15 protein-coding genes and 2 pseudogenes are annotated in these 16,119 nt (G+C 76.5%); 8 read left to right on the top strand and 9 right to left on the bottom strand.

The genetic code is table 11. The features are described from left to right. Positions 1-169: 169 nt before the first annotated feature. The 7 genes and pseudogenes from AC067J_RS32420 (at position 170) to AC067J_RS32390 (ending at position 6,791) form a co-directional block, all read left to right on the top strand. Complete coding sequence (locus AC067J_RS32420; RefSeq protein WP_478305296.1) at positions 170-1,084, top strand: helix-turn-helix domain-containing protein; 915 nt, start codon at positions 170-172, stop codon at positions 1,082-1,084. Between the two features lie 61 nt (positions 1,085-1,145). Further along, positions 1,146-1,628 carry a VOC family protein gene (locus AC067J_RS32415; RefSeq protein WP_478305294.1) on the top strand — a complete coding sequence of 161 codons (483 nt, stop codon included), beginning with the start codon at positions 1,146-1,148 and terminating at the stop codon, positions 1,626-1,628. 5 nt (positions 1,629-1,633) lie between these two features. Further along, positions 1,634-2,095 (top strand): MmcQ/YjbR family DNA-binding protein, encoded by a 462-nt coding sequence (locus tag AC067J_RS32410; RefSeq protein ID WP_478305293.1) that lies wholly within the window; start codon positions 1,634-1,636, stop codon positions 2,093-2,095. Between the two features lie 263 nt (positions 2,096-2,358). Continuing rightward, positions 2,359-3,375, top strand: a complete 1,017-nt coding sequence (locus AC067J_RS32405) for a saccharopine dehydrogenase family protein (RefSeq protein WP_478305328.1) — start codon at positions 2,359-2,361, stop codon at positions 3,373-3,375. Then, positions 3,372-4,244: a TetR/AcrR family transcriptional regulator gene (locus AC067J_RS32400; protein WP_478305292.1), complete on the top strand. Its 873-nt coding sequence runs from the start codon at positions 3,372-3,374 to the stop codon at positions 4,242-4,244. The genes AC067J_RS32405 and AC067J_RS32400 overlap by 4 nt, the downstream gene beginning before the upstream one ends. Before the next feature lie 663 nt (positions 4,245-4,907). Then, positions 4,908-5,786, top strand: a pseudogene (ligD, locus tag AC067J_RS32395) (non-homologous end-joining DNA ligase); the annotation flags it as partial. A 156-nt stretch (positions 5,787-5,942) separates the two neighbouring features. Next, entirely contained in the window at positions 5,943-6,791 is an 849-nt protein-coding gene (locus AC067J_RS32390) for an ATP-dependent DNA ligase (protein ID WP_478305326.1), read from the top strand. Between the two features lie 463 nt (positions 6,792-7,254). Here AC067J_RS32390 and AC067J_RS32385 read toward each other — a convergent pair. The 7 genes and pseudogenes from AC067J_RS32385 to AC067J_RS32355 form a co-directional block, all read right to left on the bottom strand. Continuing rightward, positions 7,255-7,812 (bottom strand): annotated as a pseudogene (locus tag AC067J_RS32385) (type 1 glutamine amidotransferase domain-containing protein); the annotation flags it as partial. 200 nt (positions 7,813-8,012) lie between these two features. After that, complete coding sequence (locus tag AC067J_RS32380; protein ID WP_478305291.1) at positions 8,013-8,372, bottom strand: PRC-barrel domain containing protein; 360 nt, start codon at positions 8,370-8,372, stop codon at positions 8,013-8,015. Beyond that, positions 8,372-8,953: a DUF3040 domain-containing protein gene (locus AC067J_RS32375; RefSeq protein ID WP_478305290.1), complete on the bottom strand. Its 582-nt coding sequence runs from the start codon at positions 8,951-8,953 to the stop codon at positions 8,372-8,374. The genes AC067J_RS32380 and AC067J_RS32375 overlap by 1 nt, the downstream gene beginning before the upstream one ends. Before the next feature lie 64 nt (positions 8,954-9,017). Beyond that, positions 9,018-9,470 carry an HAD family hydrolase gene (locus AC067J_RS32370; protein ID WP_478305289.1) on the bottom strand — a complete coding sequence of 151 codons (453 nt, stop codon included), beginning with the start codon at positions 9,468-9,470 and terminating at the stop codon, positions 9,018-9,020. Between the two features lie 47 nt (positions 9,471-9,517). Beyond that, positions 9,518-10,309 (bottom strand): MmyB family transcriptional regulator, encoded by a 792-nt coding sequence (locus AC067J_RS32365; RefSeq protein WP_478305324.1) that lies wholly within the window; start codon positions 10,307-10,309, stop codon positions 9,518-9,520. Positions 10,310-10,436: 127 nt separating this feature from the next. Further along, positions 10,437-10,961, bottom strand: coding sequence for a hypothetical protein (locus tag AC067J_RS32360; protein WP_478305288.1), 525 nt, complete (start codon positions 10,959-10,961; stop codon positions 10,437-10,439). Positions 10,962-11,570: 609 nt separating this feature from the next. Beyond that, positions 11,571-12,212, bottom strand: coding sequence for a GNAT family N-acetyltransferase (locus tag AC067J_RS32355; RefSeq protein WP_478305287.1), 642 nt, complete (start codon positions 12,210-12,212; stop codon positions 11,571-11,573). A gap of 318 nt (positions 12,213-12,530) precedes the next feature. Between AC067J_RS32355 and AC067J_RS32350 the strand changes: the two genes are divergently transcribed. Then, a complete protein-coding gene (locus AC067J_RS32350; RefSeq protein WP_478305286.1) occupies positions 12,531-13,061 on the top strand; it encodes a GNAT family N-acetyltransferase in 531 nt (176 codons plus the stop codon). 185 nt (positions 13,062-13,246) lie between these two features. On the opposite strand, the gene AC067J_RS32345 is transcribed toward AC067J_RS32350, so the two are convergent. Both AC067J_RS32345 and AC067J_RS32340 read right to left on the bottom strand, forming a co-directional pair. Further along, positions 13,247-13,945, bottom strand: a complete 699-nt coding sequence (locus AC067J_RS32345) for a TNT domain-containing protein (RefSeq protein ID WP_478305285.1) — start codon at positions 13,943-13,945, stop codon at positions 13,247-13,249. Between the two features lie 385 nt (positions 13,946-14,330). After that, positions 14,331-15,848 (bottom strand): geranylgeranyl reductase family protein, encoded by a 1,518-nt coding sequence (locus AC067J_RS32340; protein ID WP_478305283.1) that lies wholly within the window; start codon positions 15,846-15,848, stop codon positions 14,331-14,333. Between the last annotated feature and the right edge of the window lie 271 nt (positions 15,849-16,119).

Genomic DNA, 16,119 nt, shown 5'->3' with positions numbered 1-16,119 from the left:
GGCAGTCCGGTGCGTTCACCATAGGCACGACGCCGACGGGCCGCGAGCCCACCGCCCGCACCCCCGGAATCCGCCCGGCCACCGGACCCGGGGCATCGGCCGGTCACCGCCGGGCCGGGCGGTCACCTCCGGGTCACCACCGGGCCGGGGCCGGGCCGATACTGGGAGCGTGACGGAGCAGCCGGCCGGTACGCCCGGTGGAGCGGCGGTGGCCTGGGGCGTGGTCGACGAAGCGGTCCGGGCCCGGCCCGCGACGGCCCTGCGGCCCTACGTGGCCTGGTACTCGGGGTACCGCCAGCGCGGGTTGGCGCCCGCCCTGCACCGGGGGCTGCCGTCCCCGTACCTGACCTTCATCCTCACCCTGGACGAACCGCTCACCATGGCGGGCCATCCCGACCCCGCGCAGCCGCCCGGGAGCTTCGCCACGCTGGTCGGCGGCCTGCACACCGCGCCGGCCCTGATCACCCACGACGGCCGCCAGTCCGGCATCCAGCTCGCGGTGCACCCGCTGGCGGCGCGCGCCCTGTTCGGCCTGCCGGCCGGGGAGCTGGCCGGGCTGGACGTGCCGGCCGAGGCCGTGCTCGGCGGGCACGTCCGGCGGCTCCAGGAGGAGGTCCGGGAGGCGCCGGGGTGGCCGGAGCGGTTCGCGGCGCTGGACGGCGCGCTGCTGCGGCTCGCGCGCCCGTCCGGGCAGGTGCCGCCGGAGGTGGTCCTGGCCTGGCGGGCGCTGCGGCGCAGCGGCGGGGTGCTCACGGTGGCGGACCTCGCCCGGGAGACCGGGTGGAGCGGCCGCCACCTGCAGGACCGGTTCCGGCGGGAGACCGGGCTGACCCCGAAGGCCGCCGCCCGGGTGATCCGGTTCGACCGGGCCCGCCGGCTGATGGTGTCGCCCGGCCCGGTGCCCAGGTTGGCCGGGTTGGCCGTGCGATGCGGCTACTTCGACCAGGCCCACCTGGCCCGGGAGTTCCGGGCGATGGCCGGGTGCGCGCCGAGTGTCTGGCTGGCCGAGGAGGGCCCGGACGAGGGGAAGTTCCGAAACGTCCAAGGCGAGCCGCTCGCGGTGGCGCCAGAGTGGGACGCGTAACGGCCCACCGGCCGGGCACCCGGCCCGTACCGGGAGCCGCGACCCCGAGGAGGCACCTGCCATGGGCACCGAGAGCACGAACAGCAGCGGCAGCGCCGGCGGCAGCACGGGCGGCGAGGCCGGGCAGGGCACCGCGCCCGCCCCGCAGGTCTGGCCCAGTCTGCGGGCGACCGACGCCCGGGGGCTGATCCGCTACCTGGTGGAGGCGTTCGGCTTCGAGGAGGTCGTCGCCTACGGCGAGGGCGAGTTCGTCGCGCACGCCGAACTGGCCTGGCCCGAGGGCGGCGGGGTGATGCTGGGGTCCGACCGTCCGGCGGCGGAGGGCGGCGACGCCTGGCCCGGCGGCCCGGGGACCTTCACCGCGTACGTCGTGACGGCGGACCCGGACGCCGTGCACGCGCGGGCCATCGCCGCCGGGGCGCGCATCACCACCGCGCCGTACGACACGGACTACGGTTCGCGGGACTTCACCGCCGCCGACCCGGAGGGCAACCGCTGGTACTTCGGCACCTACCCGGGCGCGCCCCGCCCGTCGGCGGGCTGATCCCGATGGCTCGTGGCGCTGCCGCCGGTGGAGCAGCGGCCGACCGGGGGCCGTCCGGCGGTGGCCCGGTCGGCGGCCCGCCCGACCGGGGGCCGTCCGGCGGTGGCCCGGCCGCCGTCGGGCGGCTGCGGGAGATCTGCCTGGCGCTGCCGGAGGTGGAGGAGCGGGTCAGCCACGGCGAGCCGACCTGGTTCGCGGGCGCGGGCCGGCGGGCGCGGGTGTTCGTGATGCTCGCCGACCACCACCACGACGACCGTCTGGCGTTCTGGTGCCCGGCGGCCGCCGGTGCCCAGGAGTTCCTGACCGGCGAGGAGCCGGACCGGTTCTTCCGGCCCCCGTACGTGGGGCACCGGGGCTGGATCGGCGTCCGCCTCGACCTGCCGCCGATCGACTGGGAGCGGATCGAGGACCTGGTCGCGGACGCCCACGCGCTGGTGTCGGGCCGACCGGGCTCACAGGATTTTTAGGTCACGCGACCTATTTTTCTCTCATGAGCACCTTCGACACCGCCGACACCGCCGAGACTGCCGGCAGCACCGCCAGCACCGGCGCCACTGCCGGCGCCGGCACGACGCACCGCGCCGACGCCCACCGCGCCGGCGCCCACCACGGCGAGGCCCTCGGCACCTGGGCCCGTGGCACCGGGGCCCGCGACGCCCTCACCCACGACCCGCACGGCCCTGTCCTGCTGGTCGGCGGCTACGGCACCGTCGGCGCGGAGCTGGCCCGAATGGTCGCCGCCGACCACCCCGTCCTGCTCGCCGGCCGGACGGAGCAGCGTGCCGCCGACCTCCTCCGGCAGCTCGGCGGGGCACCGCGCGCGGCCTTCCGCCGGTGGGACCTCGCCGACCCCGCTCCCTTCACCGCCGCGGTGCGCGCCGTCGTCGGCGTGGTCAACGACCCCGACGACCGGGTCCTGCGCGCCGCCGTCCACGGCACGGTCCCGTACGTGGACGTCACCCGCTGGACCGCCCGGCTCCAGCGGGCCGCCACGGTGGCCGCCCTGCTGCGCCCGACGGCGCCGGTCCTGCTCTCGTCCGCCTGGATGGGCGGGGTGACCAGCCTGGTCGCCGCCGCCCTGGCCGACCGGCTCGGCGGTGCGGAACGCGTCGAGACCGCCATCCGGTGGGACCTCGCCGACCGGGCGGGATCCGACTCCGTCGAGTTCATGGACCGCCTCGGCCTGGACTACGAGGTGATCCGCGACGGCCGCCGCCGCCCGGTCGCCCCGCTCAGCGACGCCCGGACCGTCCGGGTCGGCGACCACCCCACCCGGGTCGCCTGCATCGACACGCCCGAGCAGTTCACGCTGCCGCTCGTCCTCGGGACCGGGACCGCCACCACCCGGATCGGTTTCAGCTCGCAGCTCAGCACCCGGGCGCTGCTGGCCGCCAAGCACAGCGGCTTCTTCCGCTGGGGCCGGGGCGACCGCTGGCAGCCGGCCCGCCGCGCCCTCCTGTACTCCCCCGGCGAGGGCGGCACCGCCCTGGTGCGCATCGACGTGTCCCATTCCGGCCGCACCCTGTCCGCCGTGGTCGAGGACCGGGCCGGTCAGGCCCACCTCACCGCCGTCGGCGCACTGCTCGCCCTGCGTCGCGCCCTCGGCACCGACGGCGCCGCCCCGCCCGCCGGTGTCGCCTTCCCCGAGCAGACCCCCCGGCCCGCCCGCGTCCTCGCCGACCTCGCCGAGCTCGGCGTCACCGTCGACGTCGGGACCGCACACGACGCGAAGGCGGCGGTTGCATGACCACCCCCTCCGGCGAACCCGCCCCGGACGACCCGACCACCCCGACCACCCCGGACAGTCCCGACCGCCCAGAGCACCCAGACGTCGTACCCCGGCTTCCCGGCGGCGTCCCGGCCCCGTCCGACCCCGCCCCCGCGCAGGAGGCCCGGCAGGCCCGGCCGCCCCGGGCACCCGTCGCCTCCCCCGCAGCCCGCACCAGGAACGCGCGAACAGCGGGAGATCCCGGGCGGCACGAAGAGGCTCCCGCCGCCGAACCCGCCCCCGCCGGAGCGGCCGGCGGCCGGGGGCGGAAGGGGGCGCAGCGGCGTACCGAGTTGCTGGACGCGGCGGAGGAGGTGCTGGTCACAGCGGGCGGGGCGGAGCTCTCGATGCGGGCCGTCGCCACGGCCGCGGGGGTGCGGCTCGGGCACCTGCAGTACTACTTCCCCACCCACGCCGACCTGGTGGCGGCCGTGCTGGAGCGGGTGCTGAGCCGGTCGGCCGACCGGTTGGCGCCGCTGCTGGCGCCCGGGGCGAGTGACCGGGCCGAGGAACTGGTGACGGCGTTGCTGGCGGAGCAGGAGGACGCCCGGTTGGTCCGCCTGTTCGCCGAGGTGTGGGCGCTGGCGGCGCGGGACGCGGCGGTGGCGGGCGCGGTCCGGCGGTTCTACGGCGAGTACCGGGAGCAGGTGGTGGCGTTCCTGGCCCGGACCAGGCCGGAGCTGCCGGAGCCGGTGCGCCGGGCCCGCGCGGGGGTCTTCGTCATGCTGCTGGAAGGGTCGTCCCTGTTCCGCTCCGGCGTGGCGGGCGAGCGGGAGCCGGTCACCGACTCGGAACTGCTCCGCACGGCCCTGGCGTTGCTGGGCCCCGAGGGGGCGTCCGACGGGTGACCGCCGACGGGGCGCCCCGGCCGGAACGGCCGGTCGGGCGTCCCCGAGCGGTCAGGTCTGCGGGCCTGCCCGCTGACGACTTCGGGAGCGATGGTGGTCGTCGTCGGTCTGTTGACTGCGCCAGCTCGGGGACCGGCTCGACTGGTACGGCGGTTCCGGGTAAGTCGTTGCTCTGCCCGGTGGGCAACAGCTTCGAGTCGAGTACGTGCACTCGGGTGCGCGAGGCCGGGCGCGGGAAGGAATGCCGGGCATGAGCCAGGCGCCCGCGTTCCTGTCGAACGGCCCTCGGCGCTCCAACGAGGTGAAGCAGCCGCGCCCGGTGCCGCCGTTCACCGGTCCGGTGTGTCACAGCGGCACCTGCAGGACGGTGGTCCACCGAGCACCCCGCCACGAGGCCACCACCGCGACAAGCGATGCCGCTGCTGGTCCCGGTCCTGGAACGCATCGGGGTCGAGCGCCCAGGCGGCGGGCATCCGCGCACCCGCCCCGACCACCTCGGCGGCGATAGGGCCTACAGCTCCCGCCGCAGTCGCCGCTGCCTGCGCAGGCGCACCGCGGGCCGGGCTCGCGGCGGCCCCGCGGTGCGGGCAGACTGGCCGCAGGGGCCCGGCCGGACGCCGCTTCCGCCCGGGCCGGACGGCTGGTGCAGGCTCGGAGGCGGCGATGCCGCAGATGGTGGTGGACGGGCGCACACTCGCGCTCTCGCACCTGGACAAGGTGTACTACCCGCGGACCGGCACCCTCAAGGGCGAGGTGCTGCGCTACTACGCCGCCGTCCACGCCGCGCTGCTGCCGCATCTGCGCGACCGCCCGGTGTCGTTCCTGCGGTGCCCGGACGGGGTGGCGGGCGAGGTGTTCATCGCCAAGAACCCACCCGCCGGGACACCTCCCTGGGTGCGCACGGTGGAGGTGCCGAGCAGCGGTGGAGAGCTCCGCCAGGTGGTGCTGGACGACGGCGCCGCACTGCTCTGGGCGGCGAACCTGGGCTGCCTGGAGCTGCACGTCCCGCAGTGGCACGCCGCCGCCCCCGGGATGGCCGACCGGCTGGTCCTGGACCTCGACCCGGGTGCCGGGGCGACCGTCCTCACCTGCCGGACGGTGGCCGGGCTGCTGCGCGAGCGGCTCGCGCGGGACGGGCTGGAGGCGTGGGTGAAGACCTCCGGCGGCAAGGGCCTGCACCTGCTGGTGCCGCTGGAGCCGACGCCGAGCCGACAGGTCTCCGGGTACGCCAAGTCGCTGGCGGCCGAGCTGGAGGCGGCCCACCCGGACCTGGTCGTGCACACCATGGCGAAGGCGCGGCGCACCGGCCGGGTGCTGGTGGACTGGTCGCAGAACGCGGCCCGGAAGACCACGGCCGCTCCGTACACCGTCCGGGCCCAGGACCGGCCGACGGTGTCGACGCCGCTGTCCTGGGAGGAGCTGGCGCGGGCCCGGTCGGTGGAGGAGCTGGTGTTCACGATCGCCGAGGTGCCGGAGCGGCTGGCCGAGTACGGGGAGCTGTACGCGCCGCTCCTCGACCCGGACCGGGCCCGCCCGCTGCCGGCCTCCGACCACGCGTCCCCCACCGGCGCGGCCGCCACCACGGCGGCCACGACAGCAACCACCGCGACGGCCGCCGGCACCCGGACGCCGCGCAGCACTCCCAGGGCGAACCCGCCCGGCGTGGACCCGGTCGTCCTGGAGCCGCCCGTGGAGGTGATGCGGCCGGCCGCCGTGGCGGCCGTCCCGGCGGCGGACGGCCTGGGCGGTTCGGGCGTGCTGTACGAGCTGAAGCTGGACGGCTTCCGCTGCGTGGCCTTCGCCCGCGGGGAGCGCCCGCCGTACCTGCAGTCGCGTTCCGGGCGGGACCTGGCGGCGGAGTTCCCGTCGATCGCCGCCGCCGTCGCCCGGCTCCCGGCCGGGCTGGTGCTGGACGGGGAGCTGGTCGCCTGGCGCGGCGGCCGGTTCGCGTTCGAGGAACTGCTGCGGACCCGGCAGGCGCGGGCGTCCGCCCACGTGGCGCTCGGGCTGATCGCCTTCGACCTGCTGGCGCTGCCCGGGCGGGACGTCCGCCGCCTGCCGCTGACCGACCGGCGACGGCTGCTGCTGGCCGCGCTGGCCGAGGTGCCGCCGCCGGTCCAGCCGGTGCTGGCGACCACCGACCGGGCGGAGGCGCTGGCCTGGATGGAGCGGCTGGCCGACACGGGGGTGGAGGGCCTGGTCTGCAAGGCGGCCGGTTCGGGCTACCGGGCGCGGGGCGCGGGCCACGTCTGGGTCAAGTACCGGCGCGGGGACACGGTGGACGCGACGGTGCGCGCCGTGACCGGCCCGCCGGCCCGGCCACGGGCACTGGTCCTGGAGCTGGACGACGGACGGGTGCTGCTCTCCTCCCCGCCGCTGTCGCCGCTCCAGTCGCGCCAGGTGGCCGAGGCGGCCGGCCGGCTGGGCTCACCCGTGCGCGATCGGGAGTACGGTGCGGTCCGACCACTCGCCACCCCGCTGCGAGCCGAGGTGACGGTCACCGGGCGGACGGCGACGGCGGCCTTCGTCCGGCTGCGCGGGGACTGACCCGCCCCGCCGGGCACCCGCCGGACGTACCCCCTGGTCACCGGCCTGACGATGCACCGCACGGCAGACCTCTGCCCCGGCCGACGTCCTGCTCGCCGTGCACCGCGACGACGCCTACGACGAACCTCGACCAGCCGGCTCAGGCCGCGTCACCGGACTCGGGTTCCCCGCAGACCGGGCGGTCGTACTCGTCGACGGAGTCCGCCGCGACCGGGTGGCCGCAGAAGTCACACCGCCGCCGGCCCTCTTCTGCCGGCACAAGGACAGCCGGCTCGTCCCCCACGCACATCAGACCGTCAGATCACCCGCCGACTGCCTCCGCCGCCCTCGGCTACACCGGCTGCGGCGGGGCGGGGCCCTCCGTGGCAGAGCCCTCCGGGGCGTGGCGTCCCTCGGCGGTGTGGCGCGAGGGCTCCGGTGTGTGCGCCGTGGGCCACGGCGGGTGCGGCCCCTGGGCGGCGGGCGCGTGCGCGAACTCGGTCACCAGCGTCTCCTCGAAGACGGGCAGGTCGGCCGGTTTGCGGCTGGAGACCAGGATCCCCGGGCCGTCCCGGCAGACGTGGACCGGTTCGTCGACCCAGTGGGCGCCCGCGTTGACGAGGTCGGTGCGGACGCTGCGCCAGGACGTGAGCGTGCGTCCGCGCACCGCGTCCGCCTCGATCAGCGTCCACGCTCCGTGGCAGATCACCGCGACGGGCCGGCCGGCGGCGCACACGTCGTGGACGAATCGGACGGCGGCCCGGTCCGTCCGCAGCCGGTCGGGGTTGGCGACGCCGCCCGGCAGCACCAGCGCGTCGTAGTCGGCCGGGTCCGCCTCCCCGACCACGTCGTCGACGGGGAAGGTGTCCGCCCGCTCCAGGTGCCGGAACGCCTGGACGCGCCCGGGCCGGGTCGAGAGCAGCCGGGGTGTGCCCCCGGCTTCCGCCACCGCCTGCCAGGGGGAGGTCAGTTCGACCTGCTCGGCGCCCTCGGGCGCGACCAGGAAGGCGACCGTCCGGCCGGTCAGGACGACCAGAGGCATCGGGCTCACCCCGTTCCATCACGCGGCGGCGCGGGGCCACAGCACGACCCGCGACCCGCGCGCCCGCGCGCCGCGCGCCCGCCGGTCACCGGGACTCCGTCGCGTCCCGTCGGGTCACTCGCGTCCGTCGGGTTCCTCGTATCTGTCGTGTCCGCCGCCGGTGGTTCCCGTCTGGCGGCACGGGCGCACCGTCGGGGGCCTCAGGGACCGCCGGCGCCCGCGTGGGGCTCGTAGTGCTCGTCCAGGGCCGCCCGGCCGCGTGCGGTCAGGCCGCCCCCGGAGTGGTCGACGGCTGCGGGCGGCGGCGCGGAACGGATCCGGGCGCGCGGGCAGTCGAGGTGGACCACCAGTTCCAGGTGGTCGATCCGGGCCACCAGCCCGACCGGGACCAGGACGGGGGCGCCGGGCACCCACGGCCGGGTGTCCACCAACAGGTGGTCCCCGGCGTCCTGCTCGACCCGGCCGAGTGGCGCGTCGGTCGCCTCGACCTCGTAGCCGACGAGTGTCAGGTCGTTGGTGTGGTGGGAGCCCGGACGGTACTCCCACAGGTCGGTCGTCATCACGCCTCCGGGTCGTCCCAAGGGCGGCGTTCGCGGTGCTCCCGGTATTCCCGGTAGTCATGGCGGTCGCCGCGCGGGCGCCGCTCACGGCGGTCGCGGCGGTCACGGCGGCGACGGGAGCCGCCGGGGTTGTCGGGCCCCGCAGAGCCAGTGGAACCAGTGGGACCGGTGGGACCGGTGAGTCCGCCGGGGCCGCCGCCCCGGGCGGGGCCTGCCACCGGGCCGTCCAGGGCATCCAGGGAGTCCGTGCGGCCCCGCCGCTGCCGGTGGTGGTGCAGCAGCACCGCGATGCCGGCCGCGAGGACGACGCTGCCCGCCCAGAGCACCGCCACGCCGACCAGGACCGCCGTCGTGGGTTTCCGCACCGCGATGCTGAGGCAGACCGCGGACATCACCAGCCCGGTCATCGCCACCCCGGTCGGCACCCGGCGGGCGAGGCCGCGCAGGGTGCCGCCGACGCGGCTCGGATGCTTGGCGCCCATCGTGCTCAACCGCCGGTCGAGGCGGCTGTCCTGGCGCAGGTCGTCCTCGATCTCCTCCAGGAGCCGTCGCTCCCGTCCACTCAACGCGGGTCCGTCCATCTCGGTCACCTCCGGCGCTTCCGGTGATGGTGTCCCTCCGGGCGGATGCCCGGTCCGTCGTGCGCTAGCCGCTCCGGCCGGCGGGCGCGGCGGCGGCCATCTGGCGGCCGGCGCCGAACGCCCGGGGACGGGCGAGCAGACTGTCGTCCAGCACACGCAACAGGGCGGCGGCGTCGCGGTGCACCTCGACCGCACCCGCCGCACGCAACTCGGAGGCGGTCGCAGCACCGCCCCGCACGGCGACGCAGGGCATTCCGGCCCGGCGCGCCGACCGTACTTCGGGAACGCTTCCGGTGACGAGCACCGCGTGGGAGGGCGTGCCGTCCACCAGGTCGAGGGCGGACCGGAGCGGATCACGACCCGGAGCGGTCACCGTGAGTGCGGGTGCCCCGGCCGGACCGGGGGTCGTGAGGACCACCGTCCAGCCTCTGGCGGCGCACTCGCGCAGCAGCTCCGCGGGGCCGGACGACGCACCGCGCCATTCGCTCCCGAAGAGTGCCGCCGAGATGACCGTCATGGCACACCGTTCCCGTTCCGCACCGTGCACCGGCGCGCCCTTCCAGACTAGGCCGTTTCCTCAGGATCAGCGGGCCGACCGGAGGACGACGCCCCGCTGTGAGCGGGCCGCCACGCAACGCGCGGCGGCGGGCACCCAGGCGGCCTCGCCCCGACGGGCGGCCGGGCCGCGCCGCCCTTCCGGACGGCTGCCGGGGCGCGCCCACACTGCCCGGCGTGCTGCCGCGTCACTCCGTGTGACCGCCGGACACGCCGTTCCGGGGCCTGCCGTCGAAGCCCGCTTGTCGGGCCCGACTGTCGGGTCCCACGGCCGGGGCGGGAACCACCGGTGCCGGGCTCCGGGCGGCCGCCCCGGCCGCGAGGGCGTGGAGGTGGCGTCCGGAAGGTCTGCCGGGCGGCGCGTCGGACGACGACGCGCCGGTCGGCGTGCGGCGGAGCCGGTGAGCGCGTCCCGGTCCAGGGCGAGGTCGCCGCCCGCCCGGTGCCGGAAGACCTCGCTGCCGGCGCCCCGGACGGCGACCTCCGGGGCCTGCCACCAGCGCCGGAGGTCGACGTGGGTCGGACCTCTGCCCGAGGAGCCGGCGCAGGCGGGGATGCATGCGCAGGTACGCCACGCAGGAGTGGGCAGCGGACGCCGCTCTCCCGGTCGCTGTAACGGGCGCGCAGGGAGGGCTCGTTGAAGAGCGGCCGGACGCGGTTGCGGTGCCGCTCGGGGTGCTGCCCGAAGTCGGTGGGCAGGGCGGCGTCCAGGGCATCCAGGGAGTTCCGGGCGAGGACGTCCGTCGTGCCGGTCAGCAGCACGGCCGGACCGGCGGTGAGCCTGCCGGGGCCGAACCCCACGTGACCGGACGCCTGCGCCGCGCGGACCGCGGCCACGGTGCTCGGCACGAGGCCGGCGCCCCCCTGCTCCCCGGCAGTGCCGGGGAGCAGGGGGGCGCTCGCAGGGTTCGCCGCCGGGCCCGGGCCTTCAGCCCTGCCGGCCTGTTTCGACGACCCGCACGACGAACGGCCTGGTGTTGTTGCCGAGGTGGAGGACGTCGTCGACGCTGCTGACGCTGACCCGTCCGCCGGTCAACTCCCCGAGAGGAGCATCCTCGGAGACCCTGATCGGGACGAGTGCGGTGGCGCTCTGGTCCGGGTCGAGGCCGGCCGGGAAGACGCACCGGACGGTCCAGATGCCGAGCAGGCCCTGCGTCGCCTGGCAGTCCTCGGGGTAGAAGGGCTCCTCGGGCGTCACGTCGCGCGGCAGGCGGACGGTGACGGTGAAACTGTTCGCGGTCCTCTGGGGGCCGAAGTTGGCGACGAAGCCGTGCACCGTCGTACTGCCGCCCGGCGGAACCGCGTCCGGGTCGAGCCGGACCACTCCCAGGTCGGAGTTCGACGGCAGGGCCGCCTGGGCCGTCGTCGCGGGGACCACGGCGGCCATGAACGCCGCTCCGACCACCAGGGCCAGGCGCCCGGTCCTGATGCGGCGAGCTCTCGTACGAGTCACTTCCGCTTTCCTTCCAACAGGGTGGAGAGTTCGGGTGCGGCCGTGCGGCTGCACCCGGTGTCCATCGTCTGCGGGGCGGCGAGCTTCCGCGCGGCCTGCGGTTCGTGCTCACTCCATCGAGTGAGAGGCAGCGCCGCCCCGGATCGGCGTCCATCCGGAACCTGGACGGTGCGGCCGTCACGGCGCAAGCCTTCACGGCGATGCCGACCGGTTCGCGAACCGGTGCAAGCGGCCCTGCTCCCCGTCCTCCTGAGCCCCGGGGGACCTTTCCCACGTGCTCACAGCGCAGAGGGACGATGCGACAGCCGATGACGCGAGCCCGGCGGCCTCGCCCCCCGCGTCCGGCCTGGTGGGGGTCCGGTTCGGTCCGGCGGGGCCGGCGGAAGGTCCCGGGTTCCTTCGGGTCGCCACTTCGGCTGCTCACGGCTGCTCACGGCTGCTCACGGCTGCTCACGGCTGCTCACGGCTGCGCTCCGGCAGCGGCGGACGGTCGGGTGAACCGGTGAGCTGTACTCCGGGGTGGAGCACGGGCGCGGCGCCGTGCCCGACGGGTTCGTTGAGCAGCTGGCGATCCTGCCCCGGCTCGGGAGGCCGGGCGGGCTGCAACGGTCAGGCGAGCGGGGCGGGTTCCGGGTCGGTGGCGAGGCGGGCGTGGAGGTGCTCGTCGTGGTAGCGGCCGTCACCGAAGCGGTAGGAGGCGCGGAGCGTGCCCTCGGCGGGGAAGCCGCAGCGCTCGGCGACGCGGCAGGAGGCGGGGTTGCCGACCGCGTGGGCGATCTCGATCCGCCGGGCGCCGGCGGTGTCGATGCCCCAGCGGGTGACCGCGAGGGTGACCCGGGTGGCGATGCCGCGGCCGCGCGCGGCCGGCAGCAGCCAGTACCCGATCATGGCGAGCCCGTCGGACCGGTCCACCCAGCGCAGGGCGGAGTTGCCGAGCAGGCCGCCGCCGGCCGCGTCGAGGACGGCGAAGGCCGCGGTGTTCCCGCTCTTCCAGCCGGCGGCGCAGCGGTCGAGGTACGCCTCGGCCTGGGCCGCGTCGACGGTGCGCAGCGGGTTCCAGAGGGCGATGTCCGGGTCGGCGGCCGCGGCGACGAGCGCGGCGGCCGTACCGCCCGGGAGGTCGAGCCCCGGACCCCACGGGCGCAGGACGACGTCACCCAGGTCGAGTCCGACCGGCGCGAAGGCGTGCCCGTCGGCGGCGTCCTCCCCGGCTGCGGGCGGGACGGGGGCGGTGGATGGTGCGGCGCTCATCCCGTCTTTGTATCGAGCGGCCCCGCGCCGTGGCAAAGGATTTTCGGCCCCGGCACGAGCAGGAGTACGAGCAGGAGCACGAGCAGGAGGCAGGACGACGAGGACGAGCGCGGGCTTGGTCGACGAGGTGCGCCCGGCGCCGGCGCAGGGGCGGCGTGGAGGCGGCCTCCCGGGCGCGGCGGAACAGCCGTAGCGCGGGTCGGCCGTGCGACCCGGGTCGTACGGCCGACCCGCGCGCCCCGGACGCGCCGGGCCCCCGCGTGCGCCGTCCGCGACAAGTCGCTCGGACGTGGCGGCCGGGCCTGCCAGCATCGGGGTATGACCGAGACCGTCGTCACCCACACCGCGCACCTGGACCGTGAGATCCGGGAGGCGGCCCGAGTCCTGCTGTCCGAGGAGTTCGTCGACATGACCGAGGAGGACTGGGAGCACGGCCTCGGCGGCCTGCACGCGCTGGTCCGGGAGGACGGTGTGCTGATCGGCCACGGGTCGGTGGTCCAGCGCCGGCTGCTGCACGGCGGGCGGGCGCTGCGTACCGGCTACGTCGAGAACGTCGTGGTCCGGGCCGACCGGCGCGGGCGCGGCCACGGCGCGGCGCTGATGGCCGCGTTGGAGGAGGTGATCCGCGGCGGGTACGAGCTGGGGGCGCTCTGTGCGGCGGACGGCGCGGCGCAGTTCTACGCTTCACGCGGCTGGCTGCCGTGGCGCGGGCAGCTCGCCGCGCTCTCGCCGCGCGGGCAGGTGCCGACGCCGGACGACGAGGGCGGGGTCCTGGTGCTGCCGGGGCCGGCGCAGCTGGACCTCGACGGGCGGCTGACCTGCGACTGGCGCGACGGCGACCTCTGGTAGCCGGGCCCGTCCGGCGGCCGGCGGCCGGCGGCCGCGGCTGTCGGGAACGGGGAACCCGGCACCGGGCGCCGGGCGCCGAGAGGCCCGGCCCCGATCGGCGGGGCCGGGCCCGGGAGCGCCGTCGAACACGGGCGCCGTCGGACGTGGTGCTGCCCGGCCTGAACGGTGTTCAGGCCGGGCCGGGGTCAGATCCGGGCCAGGTAGCCGTTGTCGACCAGCCAGAGCACGTTCAGCCGGGCCGGGCCGTTCGGGACCAGCGCGGCGTCGAGCTGGTACTGCAGGCCGTAGCCGGGCTGGCCGAACCAGGGCGCGATCGGGCCGGCGTGCACCTTGAAGGGCTTGAGCACCTTGTAGTCGTGGTAGTTGCAGGGCGCGGCCGGGTTGCTGTCGAGGCTCTGCGGCGGGATGGAGCGGCTGGCGTACGGCAGGCCCTCCGGGGCGAGGAAGGAGCCGTACTCGCTGCCGAAGCGGTCGATGTTCTGGTTCGGGTAGAGGGTGATCTCGTACTCGATCGGGGTGCCGTCGGGCAGGGTGACGTAGCCGTTGGCGGGCGGGTAGATCCAGCCCGGACTGCCGTTGTTGGCGGTGGGGCTGTAGTACGTGGCGAGGAACTGCTGTTCGGTGAGGTTGCCGGTGCGCTTGTAGCCGATCAGCTCTCGGCCGACGGGGCCCCGGGTCGGCAGGTCGGCGGGGCCGAGACGCGGGTCGCCGTGGTAGTCGGCCTCCGAGCACTCGTTCGAGGGGGTGGCGGTCGCCTGGGCGGCGAGCGTGTCGGGGGCGGCCGTGTCGGCGGCGGCGGCCGGGACGCTCGGGGCTAGCAGGGCGACGACCGCGGCGAGCGGTGCGGCGAACAGGCGAAGGCGGACGCGAAGGCGAAGGCGCACAGTGTCTCCGTCGTGAAGGTCGTGGTCGTGGATCGTCGGTGGTGCGGCGTGCGTAGTGGTACGTGGGTGCCTGCGTACCTGCGTACGCCGTCGGGCGGACCGGCTCGGGGGTGATCCGTCACCCTCCGTGTCCGGGCCGCCACCTAGGCAAGCGGATCACCTGACCCCTCGTCAACACGCCCGGCCCGCGGCGCCGTCGAATCCCCCGGATTCGGCCAAAGGGCGCACGCCGGGCGAGAGGGGCGCGCAGACTGGAAGGTCACGCCCCCTCTCGCTCCCTCGCCCCTTCCGGCACCTCACCGTTCCGGCCCGAGCGGGTACCGGAGGCGCCGAAGGTGCCGAGGATGCCGAGGATGCCGAGGATGCCCCAAGCGTCGCGCAGCCGTCAGCCCCGGCCGCTCGGCGCCAGCCGCCCGAGCAGGTGCAGCAACCGGTCCAGCGCGTCCCGGGAGTTGGGCTCGGTCAGGTTGACCATCAGGCGGAACGCCACCTTCAGCACTGCGGGGTTGCCGAGTCCGGCCGCCCCGGCCGCGCCGAGCAGCCGGGGGCGGCCCAACGCCTCGGCGACCAGCCGGCCGAGCGCGAAGTAGCCGTCGTAGGCGGCGCGCAGCGCCTGCGGGTAGGCGCGCAGGGCGAGTTCACGGCCCCGGTCGGTGCGCCGGGCCAGTGCCTGGACGACCGTCTCGGCGGCGTACCGGCCCGACTCCATCGCGTACGCGATCCCCTCGCCGGTGGCCGGGCTGACCGTCCCGCCGGCGTCGCCGACCAGCAACAGTCCGTCGGCGTAGTGGGGTTGGCGGTTGAGGCCCATCGGGAGCGCCGAGCCGCGGACCGGCTCGGTGACGCCCTCGGGGGTGTAGCCGTACTCGGGCGGCAGGTCGGCGCACCAGCGGCGGAGCAGGTCGCGCCAGTCCACCTCGCCGCCGACGGCGCCGGTGTCGAGCACGCCCAGGCCGACGTTGGCGGTCCCGTCGCCCATCCCGAACACCCAGGCGTAGCCGGGCAGCAGGCGCCGCGCCGGGTCGCCGGGGTTGCGCAGGTCGAGCCAGGCCTCCAGGTAGCGGTCCTCGTGGAGCGGGGTGGTGAAGTAGGTGCGGTAGGCGACGCCCATCGCGCGGTCGGTACGGCGGTAGCGCTTCATCGCGAGCGAGAGCCGGGTGGAGTTGCCGTCGGCGGCGACCACCAGCGGCGCGCGGTAGGCGACCGGGCGGCGGTCCTCGCCCAGCCGGGCGGTGACGCCGGTGATCCGGCCGGTCCGCTCGTCGACCAACGGGCCGGACACGTTGGCGCGTTCGACCAGCCGGGCGCCGGCCGAGGCGGCCCGGCGGGCGAGCAGTTCGTCGAAGTCGGCGCGGCGGCGGACCAGCCCGAAGCCGGGGAAGGCCGACAGCTCGGGCCAGTCGAATTCCAGCCTGCGCCCGCCGGCGACCAGCCGCAGGCCCCGGTTGTGCAGCCAGCCCGCCGACTCCGAGACGTCGATGCCCAGGTCGACCAACTGCCGTACCGCGCGGGGGGTCAGGCCGTCGCCGCAGACCTTCTCGCGGGGGAACGCCGACTTCTCCAGCAGCAGCACGTCGAGGCCGGTGCGGGCCAGGTGGTAGGCGGCGGTGGAACCGGCCGGGCCCGCACCGACCACGATCACGTCGGCACTGTCGGCGTCGGGGCCGTCGGGTGCGGCGTCGCCCGCCGCTTCCCGGCCCGGGCCCGGGCCTTCCGTGGTGCGGCCCTTCACGGCCGCGCCACCGGCGGCGGAGCCACCCGGGTCGGAGCCACCCGGGGCGGGGCCGACCGGGGCGGGGCCACCCACTCCGGGACCCGCCGTCGCGGGACCGGCTCCCGGGCGGGCGGGGTAGGGGTCCGGGTGGGCGGGGTCGGTGGACGGCTGCTGTGCTGGGCCGGGCATTCGGCGCTCCCACGGGTGTCGGTCGGTTCGGCGGCGGACTCGGTGGACTCGGCGGACTCAGACGATATGGACAGTGGCCGCCGCGCCGCGCCCCGACACGCGGGCCCGTCCCGACGACCGGTGGTGACCGGCCGTCAGGATGCCCCGGAGCGGGCCCCGGCACACCGGCCGGGGCCCGCCGCCCCGCTCCGCCGCCCGACTGCCCGACTCCGCCGCCGGGCTCGGCCGCAGGAACCGGGGGCCCGGTCCCGCCGTCAGAGTCCGCCGTTGA

Source organism: Kitasatospora sp. NPDC042419 (genome assembly GCF_056437345.1).
This window is presented reverse-complemented; position numbering and strand designations above follow the sequence as displayed.